Here is a 26,665-nt window from a genome sequence, read left to right as displayed (position 1 = left end):
GCTGTCCTGAGGACTACTCGTCGGCGAAAATATATTTATAGAGGTCGTCGGGGCTGGGCTCAGGGCTCTCTTCGGCAAAGGTGAGGGCATCGTCGATGCGGGTCTGGATGCGATCGCGCACTTCTTTCAGCGTCCCCTCGTCAGCCAAATTTTGCTCTAGCAGGTAGCCCTCAAATCGCTTGATCGGATCGCGGGCCAGCCAGGCTTCTTTTTCGGCCTTCGATCGCAGCTCGTCAGGGTCAGCCAGCGAGTGGCCCCTAAAGCGATAGGTGAGGGCTTCAATCAGGGTGGGGCCTTCGCCAGCGCGGGCACGGGCGACAGCCTGCTGGGCAACCTCGCGCACGGCCATCACGTCCATGCCATCGACTTCGACGCCGGGCATGCCAAATACTGCGGCTTTTTTATAAATCTCGGGCTGGGAGGTGGCGCGCTCGTGGGCCATGCCGATCGCCCACTTGTTGTTTTCCACCACAAATAAAATCGGCAGCTTCCAAAGGGCAGCCATATTCAGGCACTCAAAGAACTGGCCGTTGTTGGTGGTGCCATCGCCAAAGAAGCAGGCAGTCACTTGGTCGGCGTTGGGATCACCTAGAGCATCGCGGCGGTAGCGCGACTGAAATGCCGCCCCCAAAGCCACGGGAATGCCTTCCCCAATAAAGGCAAAGCCCCCCAGCATATTGTGCTCGCTCGAAAACAGGTGCATCGAGCCGCCCCGCCCCTTGCTACAGCCCGTTTCTTTGCCAAACAGCTCGGCCATGACGTTCTTGGCAGGCACCCCGGCGCTGAGGGCGTGGACGTGATCGCGGTAGGTGCTGCAGACGTAGTCGTCAGACCGCAGCGATTTGATCACCCCGCTAGAGACCGCTTCCTGGCCGTTATAGAGGTGTACGAAACCGAACATCTTGCCCCGGTAATACATCTCGGCGCACTTGTCCTCAAAGAAGCGCCCCAGAATCATGTCTTCGTAGAGCCTCAGCCCTTCTTCGGGGGCAATCTGGGCTGCTGGAGCGTGGAATTGGGGTAACGTCCGTTCTTGAACCATGGGTTTGCTGGGTCCTACGCCGCGATGTCCAACATTTGACTATACCGAAAAGTATCCCCCCTTGGGCAGAGAGCCGGCTGGGATATGCCCTTCATCATACTGACCAAGCCGCTAGGCAATGTGTTCGACTTGATCATGGAGCCAAGATTAACCCCCGTCTGAGGTAACCATACTGATCAATTTTCTCGGCCTCTTTAGGTGCCTGGCGATGGGGATCGGATCTTTATTCAACTTTGCTATATGGATGATGCACCCCAGCAAGCAGTCTTTACCCAATGAGCTTGGACGCTGATACCGCAAACTCACCGAAGCACCTAGCTGATTTAGACTGACTTAATATTGATAAAGCTGCTGGATGTTGTCGGCTGGATTGGTCAAGGGTTGCGATAGCCCTGGCAGCGGCGACGAACATGTGTTATAAACTTCACTTTTGTCCTGATTTTGAGGCAAACGCGATAGGGTGTAGCTATTTCCCAGGCTTCCGTTGGGCCACACAGTGGCACAGTCTAGGGAAAGGGATGGCTGCAATTAGGCCTCAGGCCAGGGATGCAGGGGGCGGGACGTGTTGAAAGTTCGGCGGTTTAGGCAGTCCGCAATAAATCTTTTCGGATACTATTTCGAGTGAATTCGCCGTTGGGGACGTGAGCTGTGCAAATTCCGTTAGACTACTACCGAATTTTGGGATTACCCATCCAGGCGACCGCCGACCAGCTGAAACAGGCCCACCGCGATCGCGGCTTGCAGCTGCCCCGGCGCGAATTCTCCACGGCCGCCATTGAGGCCCGTAAGCAGCTCATCGACGAAGCTTATACGGTATTGTCTGACCGCGATCGCCGCCGCCATTACGACAGCAAGTTTCTGGCCAGCGCCTACACCGTCGACATGTCTCCCGAGCCCCTGCCTGAGGGGCGCATTCCCGGCATAGAGGTGAGTGCCGATGTGGGAGAGGCGGCGCTTAGGTCGCTCGCCACCGAGCCTAGCGGCAGCGAGTCCCAAAGCTCCAGAATTGAGATCGAGAGCGATCAGCTGGTCGGGGCGCTGCTGCTGTTGCTAGAGATGGGCGAATACGAGCAGGTGCTTCAGCTAGGTCAGCCCCAGCTGGTCAACCCCTACGCCAGCGGTGGTTTGGCCACCCCAGAGCCTGCCCAGGATGACGTGGTGCTCACCCTGGCGCTAGCCTGCTTAGAGCTGGGCCGCGAGCAGTGGCAGCAGCGTCAGTACGAAATTGCCGCCGAGTCGCTGCAAACTGGCCACGAGCTGCTGGCCCGAGGCAACCACTTCCCCGCTATTCGAGCTGAAATTCAGACCGAGCTGTACAAGCTGCGGCCCTACCGGGTGCTGGAGCTGCTGGCTCGCCCCCTCGATCAGACCCGCGAGCGCCGCCAGGGGCTCAAACTGCTCAAGACCATGCTCGAAGACCGGGGCGGCATTGAGGGCAGCGAGGACGACCTCTCAGGTCTCGCGATCGACGACTTTTTGCGCTTTATTCAGCAGCTGCGCGACTACCTCACCGCCAGTGAGCAGCAGGAGCTGTTTGAGCACGAGGCCCGTCGGCCCTCGCCCGTGGCTACCTACCTGACCGTGTATGCCCTGCTGGCCCGAGGCTTTGCCCGCCACCAGCCTGCCCTGGTGCGCCGCGCCAAACAGCTGTTGCTGCGCCTAGGGGCTCAGCAAGACGTCCACCTAGAGCAGGCGGTGTGCGCCCTGCTGCTAGGCCAAACTGAAGAGGCTAACCGCGCCCTGGAGATGAGTCAGGAATATGAGCCCCTGGCCTACATTCGCGAGCACTCGCGCCAGTCACCCGACCTGCTGCCGGGGCTGTGCCTCTACGCCGAGCGCTGGCTTAAGGACGAGTTGTTCCCGCACTTTCGCGACTTCAAAGACCAGGAGGCCACCCTCAAAGACTACTTCGCCGATGTTCAGGTGCAGGCCTATTTAGAAACCATGCCTACCGGTTCGGGTGCGGAGCTGCGATCGGAACCGCGCCCGTCACCTGCTTCCCAGGGGGTGTTCGAGCAAACCTCCTTAACCAACGCCTCGGGAACCGGCCAATTTTCAACGGCTCAGTTTCCAACGATTGAGGGGTCGTTGCCCATTGGGGCACCGACCATGCCCAACCCCGCGAATCCATTGGTTCAAGGTGCTCGTCGCCGTCCGCCTGAGCCGGCCCACGGCAGCAGTCGCCGTCCGCCTGAGCCAGCCCACACCAGCAACGGCAACGGTGCTTATCCTACACCGACTGCCCGCAATGGCAATGGTCGCCCCAGTCAGCCCGAACCCCGACTCAGAGTGGCTGAGGAAAATAGTCCTGACCCCGAGCTTTGCAGCGACTACGACGACGAGGATGATCTCTCGGTGGCCGAACGGGTCGCCCAGCTGTCGCCCGAGGGCAAAATGACCGCACCGGGGGGTGAGGCTCCGACTAAGCCCCTGCCCGAACGGCGACCTAGGCCAGAACCAACCGCCTTAGCGTCAGGGCAGGCTCTACCGCCCGCCGTTGCCCCTGGGCGGCGCAGTCGTGGGACGGCCCCTCACTGGGGTCGGTTAGCCCTGGTTGGAGGGGCGGTTGTGCTGGGCATCGGCATTTTGGGCTTTGGCACCATGCAGGCCTTGGGCTGGGTTACGAGCGCCTTCAGCGGCCCTAGAATTTCGGGCAGACCCCTGGCTATTCGCGTTGACCAACCCGCCTTTGAAATTCCAGAAGCGCCGCCTGCCCCCACCGAGATTGGCGTCAACGATATGGCCGGTCGGGTGATCAACGAGTGGCTAGAGATTAAACGGGGGGCGCTAGGCGAAAGCTACCAGGGCGATCGCCTCGACGATATTTTGCTTGAGCCGGTGCTCACCCAGTGGACTCGCCGAGCCGATGCCGCCGCCGCCGAAAGCTGGTATTGGGAATACGAGCACAAGGTGGAGATTGAATCGGTCACCCCCGATGACCCAACCGCTGACAGTTTGCAGGCGATCGCCGTAGTGTCCGAAAAGGCGCAGCTGTTTGAGTTTGGCGTCGAAAACGCTAACGCTGCCTATAACGACACCCTGAGAATGCAGTACGACCTGGTGCGCCAGGATGGTAAGTGGTACATAAAGGGCATGAATAAGTTAGCCGATGTGAATTAGTAGGTAATGATTGGGCTTTCTGTCAGAGGCCGGTTATTGCCCTGACCGCTGCATGAGTTACCATAAACGCCCCTTTCAAAGGCTGTGTTCGGCAATTTCTCCGGACGGTCAGAGCCTGACTGTGTTTTGATAGAATGCTGTTCGTATTAACCCTAGAGCTGAATGCCAGTAGATAGCCCGCCCGCTCCCCAGCCGCCCCTAGTGCTCGACACCCTTGTTAACCCAGGGCTGCCCAGCGATGAATGCCCTCGTCGGGCACGCATTCAGATTGACCTGCTGCTGCTCGCCATTGAGGCCCTCGACCTCGGGGGTGGCGAAGCCATGTTGGGCACCGTCCGCGACCTTGGCTTAGAGGGCTTGGTCAAAGGCCGGGTGCATCTGTGGTTGCTGCGGGGCACTAACCCCATGCGCCGGTACAGTCAGCGGCGGCCTCTAGATATTGAAGAGGCCAAAGCCCTGGTGATCATTATTTGCACCCTGGCGCGGCGGTTGACGGTGGTGGTGCGCCAGCTGCTGGTGGGCTATCAGCAATTGGCCGACAAACAGCTCTCCCCCGAGCACCATTTTCGCTTGGCCGACTACCTGAGCCGCTTTCGCAGCCATTTTCGCGCCCGCATGAACCCGCGCCGGGCCGGGGTGATTGCCTACAGCAGCGACGAAAAACTTGACGAGCTGGCCCTTGAGCTTTTGCAAGAACTGTTGCTTTGTGCTGGGGTGCTCGGCCCCCAGCGTCTGTGGAATAGCCTGTTTGACGGAGAAGTATCATGACCGTTCAACGGCAATACACCTTGCCCCACTGCAACCTGGTTTTGGAGGGGCTCAGCGCTGACGCCAACGACCCCCTGTCGCCCTTGGCGGTGCTGATGAATGCCGAGTGCCACCTGCCCGGTGCCACCGATACCACCCTGACCGGGGGGCGCGAATTTTTAGACAGTTTAGTGGCCGCTGTAAGCCGCTACGGTCAGCAGTTGCTCAGCGGCGTGCCCTACCCCAGGGCGACGGGGGCAGCGCCACCCATGGTGGAGATCAAGCCAGGCGATCTCCCCTACCACCACCATCTAATTGTGCAGCAGCGCCCCCTAGGCGAGCCCATCAACGATGTCAACGCACTGCCGCCGCTAGATATCCAGCTCACCACAGTGCAGTTCTATGACCTGATGGAAGCGGTTGACCAGCTACTGGCTGATACTCAAACGCTGCCCGACATGAAGGCCCAGTTTCAGGCGGTGTCGCGGCGACTGGTGCGGCCCACCGAACCCATGACGAAGCGGGCAGCCCCCGCAGCCCTGGGAGCAGCAGCCCTGGCTGCCGCCGGATTGGCCCTGTTCTTTGTGCCCCTGCCCGAATTTGAGCCCACTCGCCCAGAATCTGAGGCCTCAGCCCCAGCGGCAGCCAGCGCGGTGCCGGGAGATCCCCCCAGAGCCGACGGTGAAACTGGCGCGGCGGTCGCTTCTGATGGCGATGGCCTAGACCGCCTGGAGGGTGCCCCAGCGATTACCGACGCGGCCACCATTGCCCTGTTGCAGTCTGACGTGACCCAGCGGTTGCAGGAGGCCTGGGCCGATGCGCCGCGACCCAGCGGCGACCTGGCCTATCGCATGGCCGTTTCTGAAGACGGCGATATTTTGGGATACCAATACGAGAACGATCTGGCGCTCGAAGAGGTCGATAATACTCCGCTGCCCCAGCTCACCTTTGTGCCCGTAGCAGGCGCAGAGCCGGTGCGGGAGCGCGTGGCCCAGTTTGTTGCAACCTTTACCCCTGACGGGGAAGTGCGGTTAGAGTCGACAGAGACCCCGACGGAGGCTGATGCGTCTGAGGCCGATACGTCTGAGGCCGATGCGGCTGAACTGCCAACTTTAGAGGATAAGGTGACCGACGGCGATCGCATTCGCGAACTCAACAGCGACCTTTACGACAGCATTTTGGCTGAGCTAGAGCCCCTGTCGGCCAATGAAGACCTGCGGTTTCGGGTGCGCTTGACCGAGGCGGGCGAGGTGGTGGGCTATGAGCCTGTGAACGCTGCTGCTGGCCTGTTGGCAAATGAGACCCCCCTGCCCAATTTGGTTACTGCGGCCGACAGCACCGCTAATCAGGCTGACTTTCAGGTGGTGTTTACCGAGAGGGGGGTGCTAGAGGTCAACCCCTGGGATGGCTGGCCCCAATAGCTCCGCTCCTAGCGCTGCCGATGCCCTTATAATGCTGGCCCAATGTTTCTAGCCCGATCGCGTCATGGCTGATTCCCCTGATCTGCCACCGTTGCCCTCAGACCCTGCTCCGGCAGCTCCCCGCTCTGCCCCACTGCCTGCGCCCAAGTCTCGACCTTGGGCGGGGCTGCATGCGCTGTGGACTGTGGTGGTGCGCCTGATTATTTTGGGTGCCGGGGTCAGCTTGGGCTGGCTGGTGGGTATGCTGGTGGCCCAAGCGATGCCCTCCCGTAATCCCGACCCGCCGCTGACGGAAGTGATCCTGCGCCAGGGCAGTCAGACCGGGCGCAAGCTGCGGCAGCTGCCTAGCTGGTGGCAGAGCGATGGCCCAGTTGACGGGGTTGTCGATGAGGTGGCTCCGGCACCAGAGGCTTCCCCATCAGAAGCTTCTGGCGTCACGGCTGCACCAGAGGCTTCACCGCCTGTACCTGAGGCTGAGCGCGATCGCATTCAAACCGACCTCACCGCCCTGCGCCAAGATCTAGCTGGCCTTAATGCCCGCCTGAGCGAGCTAGAAACCAGCCTGGGTGCTACGCCCACCGGTACGCTTGAAGATCGCCTACAGCGTCTTGATCAGCGACTCGGTGCCGAAACTGTACCCAGGGGCGCACCCCAAGCTTCTGCGGCAAAGACTCCAGCGCCTGAGCCACCGCCTGAAGCTGGAACAGATGAGACAGCACCAGCGGCTCGGGTGCCTTACCAGGAGCCGCGCTTTCCGCTGGTGCGCGATCGCGTCGTATTGCCCAGCGCCCTGCTCTTTGCTCCGGGCAGCAGCATTCTCACTCCCTCTGGTCAGCAGCTGCTCGACAGCATTGCCTCCGATCTGCGCCGCTACGGGGCCGCGACCCTGCTAGTGGGCAGTCATACCGACGGTGCGTCATCCCCTGACCTGGCCAGTCAGCTCACCCTGCAACAGGCCGTGGCGGTGCAGCAATACCTGAGCCCTCAGCTAGAGGGCTCAGGTATTCGCTGGGTGCCGGTGGGCTATGGTCAAACCCGGCCCACAGCTGTGGGCACCACCCCCGCCGACCAGCAGCGCAACCAGCGGGTTGAAATCGGCATCGTGCCAGGTAACTAACCAATGCGACTTGTATTTTTTGGAACCCCTCACTTTGCTGTGCCCAGCCTCCAGCGGCTGCTGGCCGAGCCAGGGTTTGAGGTGGCCGCCGTTGTTACTCAGCCCGATCGCCGCCGGGGCAGGGGGAGTCAGGTAGATGCTTCGCCTGTAAAACAGATCGCCCTCCAGGCCAACTGTCCAGTCCTGCAACCCACCCGCATCAAAAAAGATGAGCCGACCCTGACCGCCCTAGAAGCCATCCAGGCCGATGCCTTTGTGGTAGTGGCCTACGGTCAACTGCTCTCCCAACGCATTTTGGATATGCCTCGGCTGGGCTGCATCAACGGCCACGGCTCGCTACTACCCGCCTACCGGGGAGCCGCCCCAATTCAGTGGTGTATCGTCAACGGCGACACCGTCACCGGCATGACCACTATGCTGATGAACCTGGGCATGGATACCGGCGACATGCTGCTCAAGTCAACCTTGCCCATTGGTCTGCTCGATACCGCTGGGGAGGTGGCGACAGCCCTGGCTCAACAGTGCGCCGGTTTGCTGGTAGAAACCCTGCACGGCTTGGCGGCTGAGGTGCTCAGCCCAGTACCCCAGGATGAGGCCCTGGCCACCTACGCGCCCCTGATTCAAAAAGACGATTTTGAGCTGGACTGGGGGAAGACTGCGATCGCAATTCACAACCAGGTACGCGGCTTCTACCCCAACTGCGTCACGACCTTTCGCGGGCAGCCGCTCAAGGTCATGTCTACGGTTCCCCTAGGAGAACCTTACTGGGCAGAACTGCCGTCAGATTTGGTGGCCATGCGGGAGGCGGGGGAGGCAGCGATCGCTGAAGCCATCCAGCACACTTCTCCCCCCGGCACCATCGTGGGATTGCTCAAGGGTCAAGGCCCCCTGGTGCAGACCGGCGACGGGCTGCTGCTGCTGCGCCAGGTCAAACCCAGCGGCAAACAGGCTCAGGTAGGGGGCGATTTCGTCAATGGCAGCCGCCTACAAATTGGCGAATCCCTCGGCTAGGCCAACCGCCTCAAACTCTATGTAGTCAGCTAGATCTATTTGGCCATCCTCTCCGCAGAGATAACGATCGATGGAAAAAGCGCCCTCAGTATCTGCGGCGGTCTATGGCCCCGTACCGGAACATCTGCAAGCCCGCCGAGAAGCCGTGTTTTTGGTGCTGGGAGGGCTGTTCCTTGGCACCCTAGGGATGCTCAACATTCTGGGCATTAGCCGGTTCATTAACATATTCACCTGGGGCGATTTTGCCGTCACCGTGGCGGTAGGGGTGCTGCCCTACCCCCTGACCTTTCTCTGCACCGACCTGATCTCAGAACTCTATGGCAAAGAGCGGGCTAATCAGGTGGTCTGGGTAGGGCTGTTGCTCAATCTGTGGGTGCTGTTTATTGTTTGGCTGGGGGGCGTGCTGCCAGGGCTTGAGGCCACCGACCCAGCCACGGGCGAGCTATTGCGCGATGCCGCCGGGCGACTGCCAGTCTTCTTCGAGATTCGCAATCTCACCTTTGGGGCGGTAACAGCCTCCATGCTGGCCTATCTAATGGCCCAATTTGTCGATGTCTACCTGTTTCACTTCTGGAAGGAGCTGACCAACGGTAAGCATCTGTGGCTACGCAACAACGGATCCACCCTGGTTAGCCAACTGGTCGATACCACCGCCGTAGTGCTGATTACCCACTTTCTCGCCGGAGCGCTGCCCATCGATGCAAGCCAAGAGCTGTGGCCGCAGCTCATTCGCTTTATAGGCTATGGCTACTTGTTTAAGCTAGTAGCCGCCTTGCTCGACACAGGGCCGTTTTACCTAAGCGTATTTTGGCTATCAAACTATTTGGGGTTAGAATCTCCCATTGCCGAAATCAAAGCACCTTCGCCTGAGCCGCCTAGGGCAAAACTAACCGATGGTTCCCGATGATTTTTCTCTAGGATTGTACCTCTACAAGAATTTTTCCTATAAACCATTGCTGGTAGCTCCAGGCATAGTGACTTGGTCTAAAAATGAAGCTCAAAATCAGAAAAATCCATGACTTAGCCATTCTTCCGTCCTATGCTCATCCAGGAGATGCTGGGCTGGATCTCTACTCCATTGACGACGTAGAAATTGCTGCTGGTGATGCCGCTCTCGTCCACACTGGAATCGCGATCGCGCTACCCCAAGGCACTGAAGCTCAAATACGTCCTCGAAGCGGGTTAGCGCTGAAGCACTCGGTGACAGTGCTCAATACCCCAGGCACGATTGATGAAGGGTATCGAGGCGAAATTGGCGTAATTTTAATTAACCATGGCAGGCAAGCCTTTCAGGTCACCAAGGGCATGAAAATTGCTCAAATGGTTATTAAACCAGTACTTCGAGTTGAAATTGAAGAAACCAATGAGCTAACTCAAACCCTAAGAGGCCCGCAAGGATTTGGCTCAACGGGAATGTCATGACCTGATTGTTTTAGAAAACAGTCAGGTCATCGCTAGATCGACTCAATAGAGTTAAATTGGCAGTACAGCCGGTAGGTCTGACACTTTGTTAATCTGCGCTAAGCTGCGGCTCTTAAACTCGGTTTGGGTCAAAAAGCGAAAGGTCTCCTGATACATAGGCTTCCAGTATTCGTTGCTCATGTTTTGGCTCACCTCTAGCGGGTCAACCATCGGATGGGGTACCAAGGCCTCGCTGGGGAAAGTGTACAGGTAGTGGTTGTCGTAGCGCTTGAACATTGAGGGCTGACTGAGAGACTGCGCAAATTTTTGGTTGGTTCGTAGGTCAGCGGCATCTTCGTTTTCGGTCAAAATCATCAGCGTTGGCTGGGAGCGCAGGGCTGCAACGTTGTCTTTACTTTGCACAAACGAACCAAACCGATTGGCGGCCGTAAAACAGCCCAACGGAAACCGTAGTTCATCCCAACCAAATTCTTTGACATCCAACGGGCCAGCTAGGTTGATGTAGCGCTCGCGGGTTTCTCCGCCATACACCTCTAGCAGCGGCGCAAAGGCCACCACTTTGGCAACTCGCTGGGGGTTTTTGGCCCCCAGGGCCAGGGCCACGGCTCCACCAACAGATAGGCCCACTGTATAGATGGGGCCAGGTAGCGCCTCTAGCTCGGCCAGGCGAGCCTGGGCGTCGCTTAGGTAGGCCAGGTGAGACGATACAAAATAGCGGTCAAAGTCAGGGTCGTTTTCGCGCTCGATCGCCGCAATAATATCCAGCAGGCGGGGTTCTAGCTTGCTAAGGCGGGCCATCAGCCCAACCATCTGTACAGGGGTCGGGGTGGTGGCACCCTCGCCCGAGGCCGCCAGGTTGGCAAGAAAGTGTTGCAGCACCGGGTCGGCGCTGACTTTTTTCCGTAGGGGAACCAAAATTTCGGGTTTGAGGTCAACCTGGGGCCAGTTTTGGTCGGGATTGATATAGGCATGGCCCGCCAGCGTCGCCTGATAAACATTGAAGCCATTGCGAAACAGATAGTCGGCCAGACGCGACATCTGGTGGGGTTTGGCACTGAACCCGTGGAACATCAAGACGGTGCCCTTAATTGGGGTGTTGGCCTCGTGAAACAGGTAGTAGGGAAAAGCGCCATCTCGCCGGTCGGGACGGGCGGCAATCGTTTGTACGTAGGTGTCAATGCGCTGCCGCGTAGTCTGGAGCTGATCGTGAGTCGGTGTCGTGGGGCTGGTTTGCAGGGTGACCATGAGCCTAGGGGGGTGAGGACTACATCTGAACTACCGTCGGAAGACTAAAGCCGCCTCCCCCGGTTGCTACAGAGACACTAGCCCAAATTCCACCAGGGCGGGATAAAAATTGCGGTTTTCGTGGCTAGGGCGGCTGAGCTTAATTAGAGCGAAGCGTTGCAGGGGCCGCAGCGATCGCCACTGCTCCAGCCCAATTTCAGCCCCCAGCACCTGCGCCTGCGCCTGCACATCTTCGGGGATGACCTCCCCATTGTGCCAGGGAGGTTGGGGGTCGATGGCGAGGGTAGAGGCGGGGGTGCCCTGAACGCGGTGCACCAGCGTCTGCACGTAGGCGGTATAGGCCACCGTAGAGTCGCGATCGCTGCACTGGAGCTGGGTGAGTTGTTCGCGATCGGCCTCGCTAAACCGATGCCAATGCTCTAGCTTGAGCTTGACGCCACAGGTGTCGAGCTTGAGTCGCACCTGCATGGGAATGCAGCGCAGCGACTCCACAAAGTCAGCCTCAAACTGAAAGAAATCGTTGGTTTCTAGGGATGTATTGGCCTGGGTCATAACGTGTTGGGGCAACGGTCCTAACGGGGCTGAATTGAATGCACGTCGAGCCGATAGGTCTGCCCCTGGTGGGTAATAGTCACCGGGGTAGGGCCAGTCCCAGTAGGCGGTGGCGGAGCCGGTATGGGGGTAAAGGTGACCCGCTCAACCTGGGCACCAGCGGCAGGGGTGAGCGACCCAGCCACCTGGCTGGCCTGCTCTAGCTGGTTGGTCAGCGATACTAGACTATTGAGCCCGTTGATCAAATCGCGCAGGTTGCGACGCAGAACCGGGTCACCGGTCAGCTCATCCACGTCGGCCATCACCTTGTGGGCGCTTTGAAAGACGTTGCGGGCCGAATCTAGGGTTTGCTGGAGCATGACCAAGTTTTCAGCGCTGTTGAAGGTGCCTGTGATCGAGCGAATATCGGCGGCAGCCACAGCGGCATCGGCGGAGAGGCGCTCAAGGTTGGCAATAAATTGGCCCTCCTGAAAGGCCGGACTGAGGGTGGTGGTAATGGACTGAATTTGGGTGGCGCTGCGATCGAGATTGCTGAGGGTATTCACCAGGGTGCCCCGGTTAGTGACCACCAGACGGTTGAGCTCAGTGCCGGTAATTTGAAACTGGGCGGCGGCGCTGCTGACATTGTCAGTGGCCCGGTTGGCTGAAGCCATCAATGGCCTTAGGTCGGTCTGTAGCTGCCGCGACAGCACAATCAGCTCCGTTGACAGCAGGCTGGCGCTCTCGGTCAGGGTGGTGGCATTGTTGAGGGTAACTTTGAGGTCGGCAATCAGCTCTGGATCGGCAAAGGCATTGGCGAGCCTTTCGGCCGAGAGAAGCAGTGACTCGTAGCTGGCTCCCACTTGACCGTTGAGGCGATCGCCATCACAGATAACCATCTGTCCGAGACAGCTCTTCCCCCTTGGGTCGACAGCTAGCTCTTGCTCACTCAGCCGCCGCTGGGGAGTAATGTCGATGGTGGTATCGCCAATCAGCCCCGACTGGTTGACCATAACCACGGCATCGCGGGGAATACGCAGCTCGCTGCTGCCAATTTCCACCGCCACGTCTACAGCATTGGTAGTAGGCATAATCCTCAACACCTGCCCTACGGGCACTCCCCGGTAGCGCACGCTGGTGCCCTCCTGCATGCCCAGAGTGTTGTCAAACACAATAGTGGCTCGGTAGGTCTGTTTGCCTGGGTTTAGCCCCCGCAGCCACAGCACCAGACCGGCAAACAGCCCTACCGCTATGAGAATTAACAGTCCCACCGATCCTTCTCGAATTGCCCTTGCCCGCATGGTGCCCCTTAACTCAGCCGCTCAACGGCTTACTCACAATTCCATTCTCTACCGAATCAGCTCTACCTGAGCGAGGTTAACAATGGCGCTGCCAGTCTAGGCCTACTGCACCATCTGAATTGGCCCCTCCACCCGGCCGCTAAAGAACTGCCGCACAAAGGGGTTATCAGTCTCGTCGACGGCGGCGACCGGTCCCTGCCACTGAATCTTGCCCCGGTGCAAAAAAATCACCCGATCGGCAGTGCGGCGAATGGTGCTGTCCTGGTGGGTGACAATTAAGTACGAGCTGCACCCATTGTTGCGCTGAATGGCACGAATCAGATCTTCGATCACCGTGGAGGCGATCGGGTCGAGGCCAGCCGTAGGTTCATCGTAGAGCAGCAGTGCCGGTCGATCCTGAGGATTTTCAGGGTTTGAGACAATCGCCCGGGCAAAACTCACCCGCTTGCGCATGCCCCCCGACAGCTCCGCCGGGTAGCGGCTGCCCGTACCCGGTAGCCCCACCATGTCGAGCACGTCATCGACAATCTCGCGAATCTGGTGGGCGGGCAGTCGAGAGTGCTGATAGAGCAAAAACCCTACATTCTCAGCTACTGAGAGAGAGTCAAACAGCGCTGCTTGCTGGAACACCATGCCAATGCCCACCGGATCTGGCGAATCTTCGATTAGCCCATTCCGCCGGTTCCCCTGCACATAGATCTCGCCTTCGTCAGGGGCAAGCAACCCGGCAATGATTCTTAAAATAGTCGATTTCCCGGTGCCTGAGGGGCCAATAATGGCCACCGCCTCGCCTCGGTGTAGCGTGAGATCGACGTTATCAAGCACCTGATTGTCGCCAAACTGTTTCGAGATGCCCTTGAGCTCTAGCAGAACCTCGTCGTCGCAGCCCACCGCACCGGGCTGGGCGGCACGGGGAGACACAGGCACACTGGATTGCCCTGGGATAGTGCTGGAATCGTGGAGATCGGCCATAGGCTTTACCGATGGGAGTACCCGTGTCTGCTCAGCGGTCTGGTTGCCTAGGTTTGGCGGGCCAAGCGGTTGAGTTTACCAACCATTAACAGCCCCTGGGCATATCCATGCCTTGACTCTATCAAATAGCCGCTAAAATCGAAGGCGCTGGTGCTCATCCTATCAAAGGCTGTTTGAAACACCTGGGCAAATTTCATCCACCCATGGGAAAGTTGCCTGGGATAAGTGATGGGGCTAGGTACAAAAGCCCGATCGCCTGCAGCCCTACTGTCCGTTGCAAACCGCCGCTCAGGTTGGTCAGATCGCTATCGACCTCCTTTCATGTTCTTAAAACCTTTTTATATGGCCCTGACCCGGCTGTTTCGTCGGGTCAGACGGGAGACGTTAACCCTGGCCCCGCCGCGGCGGGTTAATCGGCTCGTGTGGTGGCTGGCACCGGGGCTGCTAGTTAAGCGCTGGCTGTTGCTCAGCATGGCTGGGGTGCTGCTGGTCGGGGTTGGCGGCATGATCTGGCTCAAGCTGACGCCGGTATTTTACACGGGGCGGCTTCTCGGGGCGGCGCTGCGGGCTTTTACGACCCACGTGCCCAACTACGTCAGCGGCCCCCTGGGCATCTTGCTGGGGCTAGGGCTGATTTTTTGGGGCCAGAGCCGCACGGTGGGGGCCATCACCGATGTGTTAATTCCAGGGAATGCGGAGGATCTGCTCGACGCCCTGCTGGCCCAGCGGCGGCTGTCGCGGGGGCCAAAGATTGTGGTGGTGGGCGGCGGCACCGGGCTATCTAACCTGCTGCGGGGTATGAAGCGCTACAGCTCGAATATTACGGCCATTGTGACGGTGGCAGATGATGGCGGCTCGTCGGGGCGGCTGCGGCGCGAGATGGGAGTGCTGCCGCCGGGAGATATTCGCAACTGCCTGGCGGCCCTAGCAGACGAAGAAAAGCTGCTGACGGAGCTGTTTCAGTATCGGTTTGAGTCGGGCAGCGGTCTGGTAGGCCACAGCTTTGGCAATCTGTTTTTGACCGCTATGAACGAGATTACGGGGGATCTGGAGCAGGCGATCGCGGCCAGTTCTAAGGTGTTGGCGGTGCAGGGCCAGGTGCTGCCCTCGACCTCAGTGGATGTGCAACTGTGGGCCGAGCTAGAGGACGGTCGCCGAATTGTCGGTGAGTCAAAAATCACTGAGGCGCGGGGCCGGATTGTTCACATCGGCTGCCTACCCCCCAACCCGCCCGCCTTAGCCAAGGCGGTCAAAGCCATTGAGGAGGCCGACTACATCGTGATTGGCCCCGGCAGTCTCTATACCAGCATTATTCCTAACCTGCTGGTGCCCGATCTAGTAAAGGCGATCGCAGCGCGGCAGGTGCCTCGCATCTATATCTGCAACATCATGACCGAGCCGGGCGAAACCGACGGCTTTTCGGTATCTGACCACATTCGAGCGATCGACTCGGCCTGCGGCTGCTACCTATTTGATGCCGTGCTGGTGCAAAAGGTGATGCCTTCCGATCCGATAATTAGCCACTACGCCAAGGCGGGGGTAGGGCCAGTACTGCTCGATCGCGCCGCCATTCTCGACTCGGGCCGTCGCATTATCGCCGCCAACGTGATGGAAGAGAGTGCGGATCTGACGGTGCGCCACCACAGCGAACGGCTGGCGCGGGTGCTGCTGCGGTGGTATACGCGCACGCAGCGGCTTTGGTAAGCAGGGTATAAGGTCTAGGGTCTAGGGTCTAGGGTTCAGAGCCGCGCCCTTATACCTAATACCTTGAACCCTAAACCTGTAATTCCTAGGAGGCGTCGGCGTTAAAGCGGCGACCAACCCAACCGACGATGCCGCTGGCGATTGCCCCGGCCATCAGCACACTAAGAGCGGGCATAATCAGCGGGTTCCAGAGGGAGTACCAGAGGTCTAACCCGAGGTCAACATTCATGCTGTGCCCCAGCACGGCCACCAAAAACCAGCCCAGGCTAAGCAGCACCAGGCCCAAATCGGCCACCAGCACCCAGCTGATCAGGTTAGAAATGCGTTGTGTCATGGGCGTTTGTTTCATAGGGTTGAGGATAAATCAGCCTAGATGAAGGAGACAGTGGGAGAGATTGAGCTGACGAGCCTCGATCTCGGTCAGCACCAATTTTAAGTCAAAAATAGGCTGCTCTAAGGATCTAGAGCAGCCTACCAAAAAGACTAAAGCGTATTAACTGATTGATACAAAATTGCCTTGGCTAAGGCAGGTAGCTGGCCTGGAGTTATCTTAAGCTTCAAGATTCTGAATCAGCAGATTGTCGGGGTCAACGTAGTGACAAACGGCATCATCCACGCAAATGAGGGCCCAGCCAGAGGATTCGATACTGACCAGTTCGTAGTCTGCATCTTGTACAAAAAATCCCTTGTGATTCCGGGTTTCGGGCTTAATTCCAACAGGGCTATTAGACATGATTAAGAATCTCCAGATAACAGCGACCAGCAACGGTAAGAAAAGCTTATGGCTTACTTGAGGAAATCCTATCACCGCCTTCATGAGAATTTTATTAAGTAATCTAAGGCTTTGTTGCAGAGAAGCCGTGTAACTGGATGTTACGAGGCGATCGCACCCCCGGTGTAGCTTGTCAATCCCTTGATTTACCGTTTACTGGTCGAGGAATCACATAATTTTTGCCATCAAAGGAAGGTTAACTAAAGTTTTATGAATTCTCTATCAGTTCCGCAAAATCACTGAAGAAGCAGTAGAAATACTCATAGATCGCGGCAGTTCTTCTAAGGTTTATCCGGTTTTTCTCGGATTCCTCCTTAGGTTAGATGCATTCTCGGCGGCGGCATGATCAGTTGGGTTGTTAACTTGAATTCGGTCACTGTTGCACGATTCTAAATGTTCGCCAAAACCGTGCATTCTTCTCCGTCAGACGGCCGCCAACATGTCAGAATTACAGGAATTTGAGTTCAGTACCCAAAGCCAAGCCCTAAACTTTGGGTGACTCAAATCGATGGATTGATCGCTTCCTATGACTTCTCCATGGCTAGGCTGGATTCAGCAACTTCAGGGCATTGCCCAAACCGGACTGAACTATAAAAATCATCCCTTTGACGTAGCGCGTTACGAGCAGGTGCATCAGATTGCCGTGGCCATGCTCGCCGCCCAGGCTGAGGCTGACCCCGCCACCATCGCCGATCTGCTCCGGCAGGATGTCGGCCACGCCACTCCTAAGGTCGAAGTCCGGGGCGCAGTGTTTCGAGACGGCAAAATTTTGCTCGTGCAAGAAAGCTCCGATGGTCTGTGGGCCCTGCCCGGTGGTTGGGCCGACATTGGCGACTCCCCTAGCCAGGCCATCGAGCGAGAAATCTTTGAAGAGTCAGGCTACCAAGCAAAGGCCACTCAGCTGCTGGCCGTGTACGATCGCGCCAACCCTCTCCACGGCCATCCCCCCGCCCCGTTCCATAGCTACAAGCTCTTCTTTCGCTGCGAAATTACCGGCGGTCAGCCCACCCCCAGCTACGAAACCACCACCATGAGTTTTTTTGGCCCCGACGACCAGCCCCCCCTCTCCCCAGGCCGCACCAGCCTCGGCCAGCTCCAGCACTGCTTTGCGTGTCTCAACGACCCCACTCTCCTACCCCACTTCGACTGATGGGTGATCACCCTAGACGATGACTAATGGACAATACATGTCGCCGTCCCCTACCCCACCTCCCTCACCTCCCTCATCTTCCCTATCCCCCAACCAAACCCCTACCCCTTACCGCCAGCCTTGCGCAGCGACCCCTGAAAAACCCGCTGACCGACAGGTTCTCTCCCCGAGGGCACCAGCCGCAGCGGGCTTGGTCCATTTGCACTGACCATCAAAGGTTCGTAGGCAACGGCAATGGGAAAATCGCGCTGGTCAAAGGCCTCTAGCAAGGTTTGTCGAGGCAGTTCAGCCGGGTCGACAAAAGCCGGATCGTAGTCAAAAAAGGCCTGGCGCTGGCTCTCGATCTCTACCCCGCTAGCTCGCATTTCTTCGTCGTAGGCCAGGGTGTAGTTGACGAAATCAGGCTGGCGTTCCCCGAGCTGAATGCGGTCTTTGATCACAATGCGATTTTTCACGGTGAGGGCGTACTGGCTAGAGGCTAGAGTATCGTCGGCAAAATAGAGGCGCTTGAGGTCGGTGTTGGCAGCTAGGGCAACACGCTGGCCCGCTGGCAGCTTGAGTCCGCTGAGGTCAAACCCAGAGCTTTTAGACACCTGGCGATCGGTGATCGAAAACCCGGTCTCTGGACTGGAGGAGTTGAACTGGTAAGCGCTGGTGTCATCGGTAAGACTGATCGACAGACGAGGCAGGTCGGTGGCTCGGTTGGCAACCAGGGTAATCTCCGGGCCAGTGGCGTTCGCCACCAAAAACAGGGTGAGGCTTTGGCTGGGGTCAAGCCTGAGTTCCTCAACGTTGGCCGTATACCCTGGCCCCGTAAGCTGGAGCGTGGCGGTCTGGTCGGGTGCCGTAGCTACCCCAGTCAGGGTGACCTGGAGGGGATGCCCCAGTTGGGCAGCGGACAGCCGATAGCTGGCGGGCACCTCGCGGTTCAATCCACCTTTGAAGGGCACCAGTTCTACGACATCTTGACCGCTAAGAGTGAGTGGGGCTAGATCAGCGTCCGCCGACTCCTCGTAGGGAATGACGGTGAGTAATCCTTCTCCAATGAGGGTGATGTCTACGGTAGGAGCAGCTTTTATCCCAGCCTCGGCCTCAGTTTCGGCCCCAGGGTAACAGAAAGGGCAGGTGAAGGGGCCGGTGGCGGCCAGCGGTTGCTCGTCCGGAGGCTGCCGCCACGATCGCTGAGTTAGATCGAGGGTTTTGCTCTGGTCGTCGCCTTCAAACACTGGGCCGCTAGCGATGGGCTGGTAGGTCCAGGTGTCGGCCTGGGTGTCAAACTCTACGTGGAGGTCGGTGGGGCCGCCGGGGCGACCGGCGGGGTAGTTGCTGTCATAGACATAGACCCAGTATTTGCCCTGGCCCTGGTCTTCGACGCGGTAAGGGGTGAGACTGTGGCCCTCGGTCAGGGCACCCTCCAGGCGGCGGTAGACTCCCATGGTGAACGGGTCGAGGGAGCCACCGAGGAAGACCCCTAGCAGCGATCGCAAAATTTGAGTCGGGGTAAAGGTGTCGCGCACGGTCTGGGTCTGCTGGGCCACCTCAGTCACCCCCTGCATCAAAAACAGGTTAGCGATGAAGGTTTGCAGGTCAAACAGGGTGCGCACCAGGCCAAACACCGTGCGACCCAGCAGGGCATTGACCAACCGCTGCCACCAGGGCAGGCGCGGCTGACCGGGCTGCCATAGGTCGAGCACCGCAGCGGCCATGCCCTCTGAGAGACCCTGGTTCATGCGGCCCAGTTGGGTTTGTAGCCAGCTTTGGGCAGCAGCGGTCAGCACACAGGTGGTCGATTCGCCCCCGATACAGACCTGAGTGCCGAAGAGCTGTTGCAGCTGCTCGGTCAGCACCTCTTCCCAAGCCTGGGGGTTGCGGGTGATATCGATGGCCTGGGTTAACTCCTGGTTAGAAAACTGAAACCCATTCACCGCTGGGTCAAAATTGGGCAGGGCCACGCTGCCGCCGGGCAGCTGTTCGAGCTGAGCCAACATATCCAAATAATTAGGAGTTGGGTCAACCGCTGGAGTCTGCCTGGTTGCCCAGGGCGAAACCGCAGCCAGCGCGCCGTAGGGCACTAATTGCACGGTGATATACGTTGTGAGCAGCATGACCGCCAACCACCGCCACCGCCGCCATGAACCCAGTTTGATGCCGTGAATAATTGCCACTGCCATGCCCGCAACGCACTGCCTGGTGATTGTAACTAAAGGAACCATTGCCTTTAGTCAGTGACTAGGGCAGATAAGCTATTGGTCAGAATAATTCACGGGGCTGGGACTTAGGCTCACCGGGTATTCTCTGCTGGCATGGGCAGTCTACGGCTTTCGTTGGGGATTGCAGGATACAGGTATGAACCAAAAAATCAACGGTTCTCGCAGGGGCAAACGGCCGTAAAGCCTTTGGCTTGGCTGCGCCGATACCCTATCCAAATTGATGCCACCGGTCAGCAATGCCCTCACTCTGTTTTGCAGGGATCGGCTCGTCGCTTTTCATGCTTTACGAGAGCCTGATTATGGGTGTATTTGAGTGAAGTTTTAAGCTTTGTAACAGCATCAGTGGTTCTGGCTAAAATGATAGTCCCCTGCGATCGCCGAGTTGGCTAAAATGGCGACCACATCAGGCTGACTATAGGAATTAACTATGTTTTTTCAGCTACCGCCGACTCTGCCTCCCGCCGCTACAGTTTCCATGGTTGAGATCATGGCTGAGTGCAAAAAGGGCAGTCGCGACTGTTTCCCTGAAGATCGAGTTGGGGTTACGGTTAAAACTACCAAAACGACTGTTCTTGACCTCAGAACGGAGGCCATTACCGCCGTATTTCACCGCGAAGTGAACACTTAAATCAGCTAACTGCTGCCATCACCGACCGCTGGGAATTGGCCTAGCGGCTTTTTGCTAAGTTCGGTGCCGTTGCTGGATAAAGTGCCTCTAACTCTAGATTGGCCGCTGCTGCCGCCAGGGCCGTCGGTGACTCTGGGGTAGATAGGTAGGGCAGCACGCCCAACACAGGGGTCTGGGCCAGGTTGGCGATCAGCCCCGCTGGAGCCCACTGATCGAGCTGCTCAGGGGTACAGGGCTGAGGACAGTTGAGCACAATGCCCCGCAGATCGATGGCGTTTTGCCGAGCCAGGGCCACGTTGGCGATCGCCTGGGCGATCGCCCCCAGCCTGACCGGCACCACCAGCACCACCGGCAGGTGCCAGGCCGCCGCCAGATCCGCCACGGTGAGTTCGTAGGTGACTGGTGACCCCAGCCCCCCCAACCCTTCTACCAGCACCCAAGAATGTTGCTGGGTAGCGGTTTCCAAGGTGCGCCAGGCCGAGGTGAGATCTACCGAGCGACCCTCTAGGGCGGCAGCCAGGGGTGGAGCCAGGGGCGCATCAAAATATTGGGACGTAATGGCATCCAGACTCATGTCAGGAAAAAAGAGGCGCTGGTATAGCTCGCGATCGCCTACCCCCGACTGAAATGGCTTCAGCACAACCGGGGCCTGGGCTGGCCGATGCTGCTGCCAATAGGCCAATAGAGCACTGGTAAGAACAGTTTTACCCACTTCGGTGTCGGTACCGGCTACCAGTAGCGCATTCAAAGAAACCATATGCCCCTTTAGAAAAAACCTGAGTCAAGGAATGAGTTTAGGGTGCAAGGTATAAGGTCTAAGGCTGCCCCCTGAACCTTGAACCCTAAACCTTGAACCTCTACATCACCCCTAGTTTGCCGATATCGTCAGCACGTAGTTAGACGGGCGGGGCGAAGACACATCCACAATGTAGTTGCCGCTGCTGGGTAGTTGCCCCTGCCACGACAGCACCCGCGATGCGTCAGGAATCAGTTCGCCATTCGGGAAACGCACGTCTAGCGTGACCGGGCCGCTGACGCTGGGTAGCTCTAGGGCCAACACTTGGCCCTCCTGGGCATTGACGATGTAGCGGCGAGAGCGGTCTTGGTTGACCTGGCCCGACACCTGCACGCTGGTTTGCCCCGGCGGAATTTGCACCCGCTGCTCAACCACGTTGGCGTTGGGGTTTGGCGCGGGCGCGGGTTCGGGTTGAGGCTCAACCGTAGGCGACGGCTCGACGCTGGGCTCGGGCTCGGGCTCAACCGTGGCTTCAGGGTCAGGCTGGGCACTCAGGCTCACCTCTAGCTCGTAGTCGCTCTGTTCTAGACCCTGAACCGGGCGCAGCTGCACAATATATTCGCCATCGACGGGTAGGGTGCCCTGCCAGTTGAGCACCCGCTGGGCCGAACTATCCACCGGCTCTCCTTCGGGAGTGAGCACAGTAACCAGCACCCCTTCGCCGGTCATGCGGGCTAGCAACACCTGACCCGCAGTGGCGTTGAGGCGATAGTTAATGGTTTCGTTGCTGCGCAGGCTGCCCCTGACGGTGCGATCGCTCCCCGGTGCGATCGACAGATTTTGGCTGTACTCGACCGGGCTGGTTTCGGGAGTGGGTTCAGCGGTGGGTTCGGGGGTGGGCTGGGGCTGCTGGGGGTCAAGGGTAATCTCGGGGCTAGGCACCGGGGTAGGGGCTGGGGTGCGGTTGAGCACACTCACCAGCGTCCAGCCGCCGAGGCCCGCCAGCAGGGCCAAAATGCCGCCGATCACAGCTACGGCCCAGGGGTTTTCCCACACGGAGGCGGGCTCGGCAATGGGCACCGGAGCGGTGTAGTTGGGCGCTTGGGTGGCAGCACCGACCCTGGTCGGCTGATACTGTCGTCCCACGGCCACCGTGCGCACCTGGGAGGGCGACGCGGCGGCCGTGTCAGACGCTGTGACGCCAGCACCGAGGGCCTGGGCCATTTCGCTCACCGATTGGTAGCGATCGCCCGGTCGGTAGCTGGTGGCCCGCCGCAGCACCTGAAGCAGGCCGGGGCTAAGGGTAGTAGGCAAATGCCAGCTGAGGTTGACGTCGTCAAAAATTTCCTGGGGCTCTTTGCCGGTGAGCATCACAATGGCGGTCACCGCCAGAGCATAGAGGTCGCTGCTGGGGTAGGCCCGGCCCGACTGCATTTGCTCGCTGGGGGCATAGCCCAGCTTGCCCACTGAGGTGGCCTGGCTCAGGGTGCCCGGTGGCTGAATGCGGGTGACGACTTCTTTTACCACCCCAAAGTCGATCAGCACCGGCAGACTGTCGGGGCGGCGCTGCATGATGTTGTCAGGGCTAATGTCGCGATGAATAATCCCCTTGTTGTGAATGTGGGCCAGCACTGGCAGTATCTGCTGCAAAAACTGCCGCACCTCCGCCTCTGAGAAGGCTATGCCCTGCTGGATACGCTGGTTGAGCAGGTCGCGGTAGGTGACGCCATCTATATAGTCTTGCACCAGAAACAGGCGCTGGTTTTCCTCAAAAATGGCCTGAAACTTGGGAATCTGCGGATGCTCAATGCTGTAGAGAATAGCGGCTTCGCGCTGAAACAGCTGGAGCGCCTTGTCGGAAAACTGATCGCCCTGCTGGGGTTCGAGTTCTTTAACGGCACAGCGTTCGTTAAAGCGACCCAGGTCTTCGGCCAGGTAGGTGCGCCCAAAGCCACCATGACCCAGCTCTTGCAGCACACGGTAGCGGTTCTGAAGGGTGGTACCAGGGGTCAGGGTGGGGTGCATAGATGTTGGAACAATTCAGGGCTGAAAATAGGCAGCCAGTCTGCCAGAGCGATCGCTACACCAGTTTACAGTAGGATTACCGACCGCTTCATGGGTACCCTGGGCGGGCGTCTACGCCTCCCGTGGGGAGGAAGACCCTACTGGAGGAATGCTAACCCCTTTGCAACAATAGTAAAGCGGGCACCAAAGCTAGGACAGACGCTTGGAACAGAACGGAGCGAGCTGACGCGATGCTGAGGGCAGCGATCGCAGTTCAAGGCTAGAACAGGGGCAACAGCACAGCAAACAGTGCCGTCATCACCACTTAATTGCAACCCATATTAGGAAGGCAGTGAGGCCATGGGGCTAGGGTTAACGGGCAAAAACGATATCTCAACAGATTCCACCAAGGTAGATCCGGTGAATCCAGGCCCCAGTGAGGAAGGGTTTCCCCTCAAGTTTCAGCCGAGGTTGGCCCTGCCAGCGCTGCTGAAGCGACCGCTGCTGGTGGGCGGTCTAGGCCTTTCTGCCACCCTGGCCCTGCTGGGCAGCACCCACATCAACCCGCTAGATAGCTCGACGCTGCTCAGCGCCATTGCAATGGGCTCGGGTCTGTGGTGGTGGCGGCGGGGTGTGCCAACGCCTACGGTCCCCAAGCCCATTGCGCCTCCCGTGGTCGATCGCTCTCGGGTTGAAATCGAGCTAGCGACCCTATCGGCCCTGATCGACACCCTGGCCCAAGAAGCCGAGTCAGCTGGTCAGGTAGCCCAGTCTGCGCCGCTCACCACCTATCGCCAGGGGCACCTGGCTCTGGGGGCAGAACTCGATCGCTCGACGCTGCGGGTAGCGATCGCAGGCGAACCCCGCACCGGCAAAACCACTCTGCTTACCCTGCTCACACCCCCAGCCGACGCAGCCGTTGAGAAAGACTCTGCCCTGAGCTTTGAAGAAGTGGCCTTAACCGCCACCCCTGACTGGCTCGACTATGACGGCCTGCTGCTGATTACGGACGGCGACATTACTGACAGCGCTCTCACCCTGCTGCGAGAGCGCGCGATCGCCGGTCAGGGAGCGGTGCTGGTCTTCAATAAGCACGATCACTACGACGCTGCCGACCAGCAGACAATTTTGACCCAGCTTCAGCAGCGGGTGGCGACTCTACCCGCCGCTGTGCCCGTCGTCACCGCCGCCGCTGCCCCCCGACCGATCAAGGTGCGCCGCCACCAGGCCGACGGCACATTTATAGAAACTATGGAAACGCCTGAGCCTGCGATCGCCGGACTTCAAGCTGCCCTCGATCGCGCCCTAGTGGCTGAACGGTCAACCCTGGTCGCCGCCACGGTGCTGCGCCGCAGTCAGGCCCTGCGCCAGCAGGTGCAAACCGACCTCAACCGCCTGCGCCGCGATCGCGCCCTGCCGCTGATTGAGCAGCTTCAGTGGGTGGCCGGGGCCGCCGCCTTTGCCAACCCCGTGCCCACCCTCGATCTGCTGGCCACCGTCGCCATCAACGGTCAGCTAATTCTCGACCTGGGCAAAATCTACGGCTTTAACCTCACTCTCAATGAGGCAAAAACCGCTGCCGGTACTCTGGCCAGCCTTACCGTCAAGCTAGGCCTGGTCGAACTCTCGACCCAGGTGCTCACCGCCGTGCTCAAGAGCCACTTCGCCACCTACCTAGCCGGGGGGCTAGTGCAGGGGCTCAGCGCTGCCTACCTCACCCGCATGGCTGGCCTCAGCCTGGTTGACTACTTTGAGCAAGCCGCCCTGGCCGGCACCCCCACTAGCGAACTGTCGTGGGACGCGATCGCCCAGCGCCTGCAAAGCACCATCCGACAAAACCGCCAGCTCAGCCTGCTGCAAACCCTCGCCAAACAGGGCATCGATATTCTCAAGCCCTCCCCCGCCCAGCTCCCCGCCAGCACCGCCCCACCTCTAGATCTGGACACAATGGCTGTCGATGCGATCGCCGAAACCATCCCCGCAACCGCCGTCCCCCTCGAAACCACCCCACCCCACAACTAGCCCCATCCCCCTTATCTCGCCCACCCCTAACTCCCCACCCCCATGCCCCCCTCCCCCCTCCTCTCCCGCGCCCGCCAAACCCTCAGCCAGGCAGTTGTTCGCTACTCCACAGCGGCGCAGGGTAGCGCCAACCCCCACCAGGCAGCGGTGAAGCAGGGTCTGGGCCAGCTTCAGAGCCTCAGCGCCAAACTGGAATCCCGCTGTTTGCGGGTGGCGGTGTTTGGACTGGTGAGCCGAGGCAAGTCGGCAGTCATCAACGCCCTAGTGGGAGAAAGCATTCTTGAAACCGGCCCGCTGCACGGGGTCACCCGCTGGCCTCGGTCGGTATACTGGCAGCCCGAGGTGGATAGCGACCTGCCCTGGCAAATCGAGCTGGTGGATACCCCCGGCCTGGATGAGGTCGGGGGAAATATTCGCGCCGACATGGCTCAGACTGTGGCTAACCAGGCCGATTTGATTCTGTTTGTGGTGGCGGGGGAGATTACCCAGCTTGAGTACGACGCTCTGGCAGAACTACAGCGGGGGCACAAGCCGCTGCTGCTGGTATTCAACAAAATTGATCTGTATCCAGAAGTTGACCGACAAGCGGTATACGACACCCTCAATAGCCTGCGGACTGAGCTAGGCCGAGACACCCCAGGGGCCAAGCTGGCTGTAGAGGAGGTAGTCATGGTGGCTGCCAGTCCGGCCCCACTTCAGGTGCGGGTTGAATGGCCCGATGGTCGCACCAGCGACGAGTGGGAACCTCAGCCCCCTCAGATTGAGCCGCTGCGCCAAGCGCTGTTGGCGATTGTGGGCCAGGATGGCTCTGCCCTGGTGGCCCTCAATGCTTTGCGCCACGCCCGCTCGATTGAGGGCGATATGGTGGGCCATGTCAGCCGTCTGCACGGCGATCGCGCCAACGAGACCATCTGGCAGTTTGCTAAGTACAAAGCCGCCGCTGTGGCCCTCAACCCGATCGCGGGGCTTGACCTGCTGGGCGGCGTGCTGATTGACCTGGTAATGATTCGCACCCTGGCGCGGCTCTACGGCTTTCCGATTACGGGCCACGAGGCGGGGCGGCTGTGGCGGGCGATTCTCAAAAGCTCGGGCACGCTGCTGCTGAGCGAGTTAGGCAGCGGGTTGCTGGGGGCAGGCAAAACCACCGCCGCTTTGGTCGCTCTGGTGGATAGCGCTTCGGGGATAGCTGCCCTAGCGGGGGCAATGACGGCCCAGGCCAGCGCTGCCGGGTACGGGGCATACACCGTTGGCCAGGCCGCTAAAACTTACCTAGAGCAGGGTTGCACCTGGGGGCCAGAGGGGGTCAGCGCTACCCTAGCGGCCCTGCTCAACGACACCCAGACCTCGGCTACCCTAGCTCGTCTTCGCCAGGAGGTCGAGGCCGATCTAGTAACGGTTTCAGCATCCAACAGCTAGCGGTTCCTTATACTTTTGAACCCTTGTATCAACGTCTTAAATCTGGTCGTCGCCGAATTGTTACCGAAGACTCACTCTAACTCCAGAGACATCT

At 59.2% G+C, this 26,665-nt stretch carries 22 protein-coding genes; 12 read left to right on the top strand and 10 right to left on the bottom strand.

The features are described 5' to 3' along the window. Positions 1-13 precede the first annotated feature (13 nt). Complete coding sequence (gene pdhA / locus H6F57_RS12700) at positions 14-1,042, bottom strand: pyruvate dehydrogenase (acetyl-transferring) E1 component subunit alpha (RefSeq protein ID WP_190629089.1); 1,029 nt, start codon at positions 1,040-1,042, stop codon at positions 14-16. Between the two features lie 648 nt (positions 1,043-1,690). Here pdhA and H6F57_RS28380 point away from each other — a divergent pair. From H6F57_RS28380 to dut, 7 genes are all read left to right on the top strand, one after another. Continuing rightward, positions 1,691-4,162 carry an IMS domain-containing protein gene (locus H6F57_RS28380; protein WP_190629086.1) on the top strand — a complete coding sequence of 824 codons (2,472 nt, stop codon included), beginning with the start codon at positions 1,691-1,693 and terminating at the stop codon, positions 4,160-4,162. Positions 4,163-4,324: 162 nt separating this feature from the next. Then, the gene (locus H6F57_RS12690) at positions 4,325-4,930 is read left to right on the top strand and encodes a DUF3038 domain-containing protein (RefSeq protein WP_190629084.1); all 606 of its coding nucleotides are present in this window, start codon (positions 4,325-4,327) and stop codon (positions 4,928-4,930) included. After that, positions 4,927-6,330 carry a DUF4335 domain-containing protein gene (locus H6F57_RS12685; RefSeq protein ID WP_190629081.1) on the top strand — a complete coding sequence of 468 codons (1,404 nt, stop codon included), beginning with the start codon at positions 4,927-4,929 and terminating at the stop codon, positions 6,328-6,330. The genes H6F57_RS12690 and H6F57_RS12685 overlap by 4 nt, the downstream gene beginning before the upstream one ends. Positions 6,331-6,394: 64 nt before the next feature. Beyond that, positions 6,395-7,447 (top strand): OmpA family protein, encoded by a 1,053-nt coding sequence (locus H6F57_RS12680; protein WP_190629079.1) that lies wholly within the window; start codon positions 6,395-6,397, stop codon positions 7,445-7,447. A 3-nt stretch (positions 7,448-7,450) separates the two neighbouring features. After that, positions 7,451-8,458, top strand: a complete 1,008-nt coding sequence (fmt, locus tag H6F57_RS12675) for a methionyl-tRNA formyltransferase (RefSeq protein ID WP_190629077.1) — start codon at positions 7,451-7,453, stop codon at positions 8,456-8,458. Positions 8,459-8,528: 70 nt separating this feature from the next. Continuing rightward, positions 8,529-9,365 (top strand): queuosine precursor transporter, encoded by an 837-nt coding sequence (locus H6F57_RS12670; protein ID WP_190629075.1) that lies wholly within the window; start codon positions 8,529-8,531, stop codon positions 9,363-9,365. Positions 9,366-9,448: 83 nt separating this feature from the next. Next, positions 9,449-9,880: a dUTP diphosphatase gene (gene dut, locus H6F57_RS12665; RefSeq protein WP_190629074.1), complete on the top strand. Its 432-nt coding sequence runs from the start codon at positions 9,449-9,451 to the stop codon at positions 9,878-9,880. Between the two features lie 51 nt (positions 9,881-9,931). On the opposite strand, the gene H6F57_RS12660 is transcribed toward dut, so the two are convergent. The 4 genes from H6F57_RS12660 to H6F57_RS12645 form a co-directional block, all read right to left on the bottom strand. Next, on the bottom strand, positions 9,932-11,125 hold the full coding sequence (locus tag H6F57_RS12660) for an alpha/beta fold hydrolase (protein ID WP_190629071.1): 1,194 nt from the start codon (positions 11,123-11,125) through the stop codon (positions 9,932-9,934). Between the two features lie 66 nt (positions 11,126-11,191). Then, complete coding sequence (locus H6F57_RS12655; protein WP_190629068.1) at positions 11,192-11,677, bottom strand: nitrate reductase associated protein; 486 nt, start codon at positions 11,675-11,677, stop codon at positions 11,192-11,194. A 20-nt stretch (positions 11,678-11,697) separates the two neighbouring features. Beyond that, positions 11,698-12,927: an MlaD family protein gene (locus tag H6F57_RS12650; protein WP_199289829.1), complete on the bottom strand. Its 1,230-nt coding sequence runs from the start codon at positions 12,925-12,927 to the stop codon at positions 11,698-11,700. A gap of 132 nt (positions 12,928-13,059) precedes the next feature. Further along, positions 13,060-13,929 carry an ABC transporter ATP-binding protein gene (locus H6F57_RS12645; RefSeq protein ID WP_190629065.1) on the bottom strand — a complete coding sequence of 290 codons (870 nt, stop codon included), beginning with the start codon at positions 13,927-13,929 and terminating at the stop codon, positions 13,060-13,062. A gap of 342 nt (positions 13,930-14,271) precedes the next feature. Between H6F57_RS12645 and H6F57_RS12640 the strand changes: the two genes are divergently transcribed. Further along, complete coding sequence (locus H6F57_RS12640) at positions 14,272-15,633, top strand: gluconeogenesis factor YvcK family protein (protein ID WP_199289828.1); 1,362 nt, start codon at positions 14,272-14,274, stop codon at positions 15,631-15,633. A gap of 85 nt (positions 15,634-15,718) precedes the next feature. Here the strand turns inward: H6F57_RS12640 and H6F57_RS12635 are convergent, their stop codons facing one another. Next, positions 15,719-15,967 (bottom strand): hypothetical protein, encoded by a 249-nt coding sequence (locus tag H6F57_RS12635; RefSeq protein ID WP_199289827.1) that lies wholly within the window; start codon positions 15,965-15,967, stop codon positions 15,719-15,721. A gap of 216 nt (positions 15,968-16,183) precedes the next feature. Further along, complete coding sequence (locus H6F57_RS12630) at positions 16,184-16,366, bottom strand: hypothetical protein (RefSeq protein WP_190629060.1); 183 nt, start codon at positions 16,364-16,366, stop codon at positions 16,184-16,186. A gap of 565 nt (positions 16,367-16,931) precedes the next feature. Here H6F57_RS12630 and H6F57_RS12625 point away from each other — a divergent pair. After that, positions 16,932-17,555, top strand: coding sequence for an NUDIX hydrolase (locus H6F57_RS12625; protein ID WP_190629058.1), 624 nt, complete (start codon positions 16,932-16,934; stop codon positions 17,553-17,555). Positions 17,556-17,656: 101 nt separating this feature from the next. On the opposite strand, the gene H6F57_RS12620 is transcribed toward H6F57_RS12625, so the two are convergent. Beyond that, complete coding sequence (locus tag H6F57_RS12620) at positions 17,657-19,726, bottom strand: hypothetical protein (RefSeq protein WP_190629056.1); 2,070 nt, start codon at positions 19,724-19,726, stop codon at positions 17,657-17,659. A 466-nt stretch (positions 19,727-20,192) separates the two neighbouring features. On the opposite strand from H6F57_RS12620, the gene H6F57_RS12615 reads away from it, so the two are divergent. Beyond that, positions 20,193-20,393 (top strand): hypothetical protein, encoded by a 201-nt coding sequence (locus tag H6F57_RS12615; protein ID WP_190629054.1) that lies wholly within the window; start codon positions 20,193-20,195, stop codon positions 20,391-20,393. Positions 20,394-20,433: 40 nt separating this feature from the next. Here the strand turns inward: H6F57_RS12615 and bioD are convergent, their stop codons facing one another. Both bioD and H6F57_RS12605 read right to left on the bottom strand, forming a co-directional pair. Next, positions 20,434-21,150, bottom strand: coding sequence for a dethiobiotin synthase (gene bioD / locus H6F57_RS12610; protein ID WP_190629052.1), 717 nt, complete (start codon positions 21,148-21,150; stop codon positions 20,434-20,436). Between the two features lie 111 nt (positions 21,151-21,261). Next, the gene (locus H6F57_RS12605) at positions 21,262-23,154 is read right to left on the bottom strand and encodes a serine/threonine-protein kinase (protein WP_190629049.1); all 1,893 of its coding nucleotides are present in this window, start codon (positions 23,152-23,154) and stop codon (positions 21,262-21,264) included. A gap of 339 nt (positions 23,155-23,493) precedes the next feature. On the opposite strand from H6F57_RS12605, the gene H6F57_RS28005 reads away from it, so the two are divergent. Both H6F57_RS28005 and H6F57_RS12595 read left to right on the top strand, forming a co-directional pair. After that, positions 23,494-25,155 (top strand): YcjF family protein, encoded by a 1,662-nt coding sequence (locus H6F57_RS28005; RefSeq protein ID WP_190795008.1) that lies wholly within the window; start codon positions 23,494-23,496, stop codon positions 25,153-25,155. A gap of 42 nt (positions 25,156-25,197) precedes the next feature. Beyond that, the gene (locus H6F57_RS12595; protein ID WP_190629046.1) at positions 25,198-26,571 is read left to right on the top strand and encodes a GTP-binding protein; all 1,374 of its coding nucleotides are present in this window, start codon (positions 25,198-25,200) and stop codon (positions 26,569-26,571) included. Positions 26,572-26,665 lie beyond the last annotated feature (94 nt).

Source organism: Leptolyngbya sp. FACHB-60 (assembly GCF_014695775.1).
Taxonomy (GTDB): Bacteria; Cyanobacteriota; Cyanobacteriia; order Phormidesmidales; family Phormidesmidaceae; genus Nodosilinea.
Note: the sequence above shows the minus strand (reverse complement) of the source record. Positions and strands in the feature narration are given on the sequence as shown.

Excerpts from the sequence above, each read along its gene's own strand:
- H6F57_RS12690 (WP_190629084.1), top strand. The coding sequence starts at position 4,325 with ATGCCAGTAGATAGCCCGCCCGCTCCCCAGCCGCCCCTAGTGCTCGAC.
- H6F57_RS12645 (WP_190629065.1), bottom strand. The coding sequence starts at position 13,929 with ATGGCCGATCTCCACGATTCCAGCACTATCCCAGGGCAATCCAGTGTG.
- pdhA (WP_190629089.1), bottom strand. The coding sequence starts at position 1,042 with ATGGTTCAAGAACGGACGTTACCCCAATTCCACGCTCCAGCAGCCCAG.
- H6F57_RS12685 (WP_190629081.1), top strand. The coding sequence starts at position 4,927 with ATGACCGTTCAACGGCAATACACCTTGCCCCACTGCAACCTGGTTTTG.
- H6F57_RS12605 (WP_190629049.1), bottom strand. The coding sequence starts at position 23,154 with ATGCACCCCACCCTGACCCCTGGTACCACCCTTCAGAACCGCTACCGT.
- H6F57_RS12620 (WP_190629056.1), bottom strand. The coding sequence starts at position 19,726 with ATGGCAGTGGCAATTATTCACGGCATCAAACTGGGTTCATGGCGGCGG.
- fmt (WP_190629077.1), top strand. The coding sequence starts at position 7,451 with ATGCGACTTGTATTTTTTGGAACCCCTCACTTTGCTGTGCCCAGCCTC.
- H6F57_RS12655 (WP_190629068.1), bottom strand. The coding sequence starts at position 11,677 with ATGACCCAGGCCAATACATCCCTAGAAACCAACGATTTCTTTCAGTTT.
- H6F57_RS12660 (WP_190629071.1), bottom strand. The coding sequence starts at position 11,125 with ATGGTCACCCTGCAAACCAGCCCCACGACACCGACTCACGATCAGCTC.
- dut (WP_190629074.1), top strand. The coding sequence starts at position 9,449 with ATGAAGCTCAAAATCAGAAAAATCCATGACTTAGCCATTCTTCCGTCC.
- H6F57_RS12635 (WP_199289827.1), bottom strand. The coding sequence starts at position 15,967 with ATGACACAACGCATTTCTAACCTGATCAGCTGGGTGCTGGTGGCCGAT.
- H6F57_RS12670 (WP_190629075.1), top strand. The coding sequence starts at position 8,529 with ATGGAAAAAGCGCCCTCAGTATCTGCGGCGGTCTATGGCCCCGTACCG.
- H6F57_RS12625 (WP_190629058.1), top strand. The coding sequence starts at position 16,932 with ATGACTTCTCCATGGCTAGGCTGGATTCAGCAACTTCAGGGCATTGCC.
- bioD (WP_190629052.1), bottom strand. The coding sequence starts at position 21,150 with ATGGTTTCTTTGAATGCGCTACTGGTAGCCGGTACCGACACCGAAGTG.
- H6F57_RS12630 (WP_190629060.1), bottom strand. The coding sequence starts at position 16,366 with ATGTCTAATAGCCCTGTTGGAATTAAGCCCGAAACCCGGAATCACAAG.
- H6F57_RS12595 (WP_190629046.1), top strand. The coding sequence starts at position 25,198 with ATGCCCCCCTCCCCCCTCCTCTCCCGCGCCCGCCAAACCCTCAGCCAG.
- H6F57_RS28005 (WP_190795008.1), top strand. The coding sequence starts at position 23,494 with ATGGGGCTAGGGTTAACGGGCAAAAACGATATCTCAACAGATTCCACC.
- H6F57_RS12640 (WP_199289828.1), top strand. The coding sequence starts at position 14,272 with ATGGCCCTGACCCGGCTGTTTCGTCGGGTCAGACGGGAGACGTTAACC.
- H6F57_RS12615 (WP_190629054.1), top strand. The coding sequence starts at position 20,193 with ATGTTTTTTCAGCTACCGCCGACTCTGCCTCCCGCCGCTACAGTTTCC.
- H6F57_RS12680 (WP_190629079.1), top strand. The coding sequence starts at position 6,395 with ATGGCTGATTCCCCTGATCTGCCACCGTTGCCCTCAGACCCTGCTCCG.